The organism is Clostridium sulfidigenes, from assembly GCF_000732635.1.
In the GTDB taxonomy this organism is placed as follows: Bacteria; Bacillota; Clostridia; order Clostridiales; family Clostridiaceae; genus Clostridium_J; species Clostridium_J sulfidigenes.
This window is the reverse complement of record NZ_JPMD01000062.1, coordinates 1-5,887: the sequence shown is the minus strand read 5'-3', so window position 1 is coordinate 5,887 and position 5,887 is coordinate 1. Positions and strand designations below refer to the sequence as shown.

The following is a 5,887-nucleotide window of genomic DNA, read 5'->3' as shown; positions in this document are numbered from 1 at the left end:
GAATATATCCACATACTGAACAACGATATCTTACCATTTTTTTTATTCCCCCTAATTTTAAATTCTTTATTTGAAATTTTAATTATTTATTTTTTCACAATTCATTCCTACTATTTCTTATTATACCACATAATATTTAATTTCCCAATACTAATTAGGTTCTCGAAATTTTATAATAGAGGGTATATCGTGCGTTTCTGTTACCAGTAAATTAAATTTTTAAAAACCTACTTAAATATTAGTCCCTTTTACCATTTCTATATTCTCTCATTAAACTGATAGCAGATAGGAATCCAATGTATAGTGGAATCATCACTAGCAAGATTGCAAAAAAATCCCTTGCTGCAGAATATGATGACGTTGTAAATCCTTTAATACAAAGATGACCTAAAAGATATGATATAGGCAAAAAGAGAATTTTTATTGTCACATTTTTTACTTTTTCATATCCCCGGAATACAAACATAATTATTCCACAAAGTATTACCAATGCTAAGTCAATAACTAAATAATATGCCAAAACAAGTCTTGGTAATGTGAAAATACCTCCACCAGGATTTTGGTCATTACCATATATTAATCTATCTTCACTTCCATTAGTCATATAATAGTACACGGAATCTACCACTTCACCATTTGGATTCAAAACAGTATTATTTGCAGGATTTTTAGTAATACTTCTGTTCCAAATACTATCCCATGCAGTTATATTGTAAACATAACCTGTGTTGTCATCATTAGGATAACTACTTATATCATATCCTGATACTTTATCACTGAATAAAGCAAGTATCGACCCATTATCCTTTTCTATTAAGGATACTGTGCCTTCACTATAAGGAATATACTTTGGCGCAGTAAAAAAAGCAATTGTAATTGAAGCAATAACTATGGTCAACATAACAGAAAAAATAATTGTTTGGAGTTTTTTCTTACGCAAAGTAGCCTTTAGATTTCTCAGTGGGGCTACATCTGTATCTATAGGTGGATTATTATATAATTTCATCTCATCAAGTTGCTTTCTACAATCCTCACAAAAACTAATATGCTGTTCCACAATAATGCAAGTATCATTACTGGCAATATTTTCTAGATATAAAGGCAAAAGATCTCTAATCACATTACAAGTTACTTTCATTTATAATCCTCCATTCGCTCTTTGATCTTATTTCTAGCCCGGTGATACGTAACGCAAGCCCAGTTATCACTTTTTCCAAACAAACATGCAATCTGTTTGAAGCTCAATTCTCCAAAAACTCGCAGTGAAAATACTTCTTTATATGGTTCGTCAAGATTATGAAGAATTTCGTGAATTTCCATAGATTCTTCTGTTGAAGATATTATTTGTTCAAAATTAAAATTATCTTTTTGTTCAGAAAGTTCATCTAAATGTACAGTTTTTTTCTTCTTGCGCAGAAAAGAAAAGTAGCAATTTTTTGCAATTTGATATAACCACACTCGTATATCACAGTTACCCTTAAATTTTTCAATAGACTTTATTGCCTTCATAAATGTTTCAGCTGTAATATCCTCTGCTATATGCCTATCTCCAGATAAACTATATATATACAAAAAAATATCTTTAAAATAATTATTATATATATCCTCAAACTCCGTCACTCTATCACCTCCTCACTTATAAGACGCTTTTGATTTGATTATCTTACACTAATATTAAAAAAAATTTAAAAGCTAAAGAGAATTATCCATATATTTTTCAATTTATTTCCTTATCACTCTAATGAATATTATGTCATAATATTCATTAATTATAAAATTATTAATATAATAAAATACTCTTATATACTCAAATAAATTATCTTATCTTATCTTATGGTTCTTACAATTCTCTTGCATTAACAATTCTTTTTTACAATTAAGTTTTTTAGAACTTTATTTATATTAGAAATGAACCAATATAAACAAACAAACTAAGACCTATAGGTTATCTAACTACCATATCACACGTATTACGAAGAATGGTAATAGGAAGACAACTCATAGGTCCCTAAAAACTTGCTGAGAAGCTTTTATTAGTATTATATATACTCCAATATATTAATTTATTATTTAAAGACTATTCCCTAAGATAAACTACAAATTTTTTTCCAATGAAGACATAAGGAATTTTTATTTAGAACTTTCAAGAATCTTTATAATTTCTTTTGGTTTTAATACCTTTCCAAAGGAAACAACTTTTTCATTAATAACTAGTGCTGGAGTTGTCATTACTCCATAAGCCATAATATCCTTAAAATCCATAACTTTAATTATCTCAGCTTCCTTACCTGTTTCTTTTAATGCTATTTCAGTATTTTCTTTTAATGTAATGCATTTTTTACATCCTGATCCTAGAATCTTAATTATCATACATATCACCCCTTAAATTTTATTTTTAAAAACCTAAATAAAATATATTCTATTAAAATTATAAAACATCTTAATAAGTAATCTTATAGTAGAAGATACCCAAAGGCATTAAAGACATAACCTATGATAATGATTCCTATAGTAACAATTCCTACGAATATACCTAATAATTTTGTCTTAACTACTTTCTTTAGCATAATCATAGATGGAAGGGAAAGTGCAGTTACACCCATCATAAATGATAATGCTGTACCAATTCCTACTCCTTTAAGTACCAATGCTTCTGCAATTGGTAGAGTTCCAAAAATATCAGCATACATAGGAACTCCTACAAAAGTTGCTATTAGAACAGAATACCATTTATCCTGACCAAGAACAGCAGTAATTACATTCTCTGGAATCCAGTTATGAATTGCAGCTCCAATTCCTACACCGATTAAAATATAAAGCCATACTTTTTTTATAATGTCCCAAACCTGATTTTTAGCAAAAATCATCCTATCTTTTTTAGTCAAATCTTCTTGCTCTACTTCAATCATCTTATTGTTAAAAACGAATGCTTCTACATATTTTTCAAGTTTTAATTTACTAATAACTGAACCTCCAATAACTGCAAGAATAAGACCTACAACCACATAAGCAATTGCAATCTTCCAGTTAAATATGCTTGCAAGCAAAATAACGGAAGCTAAATCTACAAGAGGTGAAGATATTAAAAATGAAAATGTAACCCCTATTGGTAGACCTGCACTAGTAAATCCTATAAATAAAGGAATAGATGAGCAGGAACAAAAAGGTGTAACAGTTCCAAGTAAGGCGCCCAATATATTGGCCCAAATACCATTAAATCTTCCTAAAATTTTCTTAGTTCTCTCTGGTGGAAAGAAACTTTGTATATATGAAATTAAGAATATTAATACTGAAAGTAATATAAATATCTTAATAACATCATATATAAAAAAGTGAATACTTCCTCCAATTCTGCTATTAACATCTAGGCCAAATAAATTTTTTACTATAAGTGTAACTAAATTACTAAGCCATTCCATTTTCAATAGTTGATTATTTAACCATTCAAATACAAACACATTCCCATCTCCTTAAATTATATTTTTTAACTTTAATTAATTCCAATATTACAAAGTGAACTTTTTTTACTTAACTCATTTTAAAAGCTATATAGATAATTGTCTATATCCATTATATGACTACACATAGATAACTGTCAATATGTTTGCAATTATTATTTTTGAAGTTCAATTAAATAAGACAACTTACAATTAGTGAAAACAAATCATTTAAAATACAAAACTAAAATAAGCTTTGAATCTTATTTACAAGATTCAAAGCTTATTTAATTTCTATTATATTATCTTCTTAAAGTTTTTTAATAAAAAATTCTGTTTATTATTGTTTTTAAATCTTAAACTTCCATAATTATTGGCATAATTATTGGTCGTCTTTTAATCTTCATATATATGAATTGTGATAGAGAATTTTTAACTGCAAATTTTATATTTCTTCTACTCATATCTTTAGCTGCTAATTTCTTTTCAACTTCTTTTAATACAATGTCTCTTGCATCATTAATGATGTTTTCTGATTCCCTAACATAAACAAAACCTCTAGTTATTATGTCTGGTCCTGCTACTATAGTATAAGAATCTTTTTTAATTGTAATTACTACCGTTAGAATTCCATCCTGTGCTAATAATTTTCTATCATGTAATACACTACTTCCAACGTCTCCTACACCTAGTCCATCTACCATTATTGCTCCTGTTTTTACTTTACCTGATATGGTAGCAGCTTTGCTGTGCACTTCCAATACATCACCAACTTGGGATACAAATATATTAGACTTATCCATACCTAACTTCTCAGCGAGTAATCCATGCTGCATTAAATGACGATACTCTCCATGAACCGGCATAAAATATTTTGGTTTAACTAAAGAGTGGATTAGCTTTAATTCCTCTTGACAAGCATGCCCTGAAACATGGATTTCTTCTAAGGAATTATATATAACTTCAGCACCCCTTTTAAATAAATCATTTATTACATTGGATATACACTTTTCATTTCCTGGTATTGGAGATGCAGATATAATAACCAAATCACCTTTTTCTACTTGTACACTTCGGTGTATTCCTGCAGCAATTCTTGTAAGTGCTGACATCGGCTCACCTTGGCTACCAGTTGTAATTATTGTAATATTTTCACTATCATACTTACCAATTTCATTTATACCAACAATACTCTCTTCAGGAATATTTAAATACCCAAGGTTCATTGCTACTTGAGATATTTTTTCCATACTTCTTCCACTAAAGGCTATTTTCCTTTCATAGAAAATAGATGCATTTACAATCTGCTGTAGCCTATGGATATTTGATGCGAAGGTTGCCACTATTACTCTTCCAGTTGCTTTACCAAAAATCCTATTAAGAGATTCTCCAATTACCTTTTCTGATATGGTGTATCCTTGACGTTCCACATTAGTACTATCAGCAAGTAGCAATAACACCCCTTGCTTGCCCAAGGTTGAAAGTCTTTGTAAATCCATAACCTCTCCATCAATTGGAGTATAATCTACTTTAAAGTCTCCGGTGTGAACAACTCTACCAATAGGTGTATGCACTGCAATAGCACAGGAATCTGCAATGCTATGACTATTTCTTATAAATTCTACACTTATATTTTCTAATTTAATAGTATTTCCAGCTTTTACAACATTAAGGTCACAATCTTTTAGAATATTATGCTCTTCTAATTTACTTTCCACCAATCCTAAAGTTAGACGGGTTCCATACACTGGAACATTAAGTTGTTTTAACACATAAGGTAACGCTCCTATATGATCCTCATGTCCATGAGTCAAGAAAAAGCCTTTTACTTTATCCTTATTTTCTAGCAAATAAGTTATATCTGGAATAACTAGATCAACCCCATACATATCAGGCTCCGGAAATGAAATTCCACAATCTATTACAATAATTTCATCCTTATATTCTATGGCTGTTATATTTTTACCGATTTCTCCTAGTCCCCCTAGAGATATAACCCTAATTTTATTTTTAATCTTACTTTTCAAAACATATCCTCCTATTATAAACTAAGTTTATATTCTTTCTCCTCGTTTTAACTTTTCAATAAACTCAGTTAAATCACTTCTTTTTACTCTCCAATGCCTACCAATTTTAAAGGCTGGAATTTTCCCTTCTTGCACTAGTTTATATGTAGTAACTTCACTTATTTTGAAATATTCTGCCACCTCACTAACAGTCATAATCTCATTATCACTCATATTATCATTCATTAAAATTTACCCCCATTTATGTTTAGGATCTTTCTATTTGCTTTTAATTTAAAATCTAAATATGTTAATTCACAAGTTAAGCTTTCTACTTACCCTTGACTTATTCAATTATTATCACTTATATATCATTATATATATATAGTTATAATTAATCAAGTTAGATTAAACTATACTTTGATTAGTTATATTATATTTAAA

Annotated in this window: 6 protein-coding genes; all 6 read right to left on the bottom strand. The window is 29.0% G+C overall.

Annotated elements, in window-relative coordinates:
- Window positions 1-238 precede the first annotated feature (238 nt).
- The 6 genes from IO99_RS17620 to IO99_RS17595 all read right to left on the bottom strand — a co-directional run bounded on the left by IO99_RS17620 (window position 239) and on the right by IO99_RS17595 (window position 5,689).
- Window positions 239-1,138 (bottom strand): zf-HC2 domain-containing protein, encoded by a 900-nt coding sequence (locus IO99_RS17620; RefSeq protein WP_035135798.1) that lies wholly within the window; start codon window positions 1,136-1,138, stop codon window positions 239-241.
- Window positions 1,135-1,620, bottom strand: coding sequence for an RNA polymerase sigma factor (locus IO99_RS17615; protein ID WP_035135796.1), 486 nt, complete (start codon window positions 1,618-1,620; stop codon window positions 1,135-1,137). The genes IO99_RS17620 and IO99_RS17615 overlap by 4 nt, the downstream gene beginning before the upstream one ends.
- A gap of 510 nt (window positions 1,621-2,130) precedes the next feature.
- Entirely contained in the window at window positions 2,131-2,370 is a 240-nt protein-coding gene (locus IO99_RS17610; protein ID WP_035135794.1) for a thioredoxin family protein, read from the bottom strand.
- A gap of 83 nt (window positions 2,371-2,453) precedes the next feature.
- Entirely contained in the window at window positions 2,454-3,458 is a 1,005-nt protein-coding gene (locus IO99_RS17605) for a permease (RefSeq protein ID WP_035135792.1), read from the bottom strand.
- Window positions 3,459-3,793: 335 nt separating this feature from the next.
- Window positions 3,794-5,464 carry a ribonuclease J gene (locus tag IO99_RS17600; protein WP_035135789.1) on the bottom strand — a complete coding sequence of 557 codons (1,671 nt, stop codon included), beginning with the start codon at window positions 5,462-5,464 and terminating at the stop codon, window positions 3,794-3,796.
- A gap of 27 nt (window positions 5,465-5,491) precedes the next feature.
- Window positions 5,492-5,689 (bottom strand): helix-turn-helix domain-containing protein, encoded by a 198-nt coding sequence (locus IO99_RS17595; protein WP_198028608.1) that lies wholly within the window; start codon window positions 5,687-5,689, stop codon window positions 5,492-5,494.
- Window positions 5,690-5,887 lie beyond the last annotated feature (198 nt).

Excerpts from the sequence above, each read along its gene's own strand:
- IO99_RS17620 (WP_035135798.1), bottom strand. The coding sequence starts at position 1,138 with ATGAAAGTAACTTGTAATGTGATTAGAGATCTTTTGCCTTTATATCTA.
- IO99_RS17610 (WP_035135794.1), bottom strand. The coding sequence starts at position 2,370 with ATGATAATTAAGATTCTAGGATCAGGATGTAAAAAATGCATTACATTA.
- IO99_RS17595 (WP_198028608.1), bottom strand. The coding sequence starts at position 5,689 with ATGAATGATAATATGAGTGATAATGAGATTATGACTGTTAGTGAGGTG.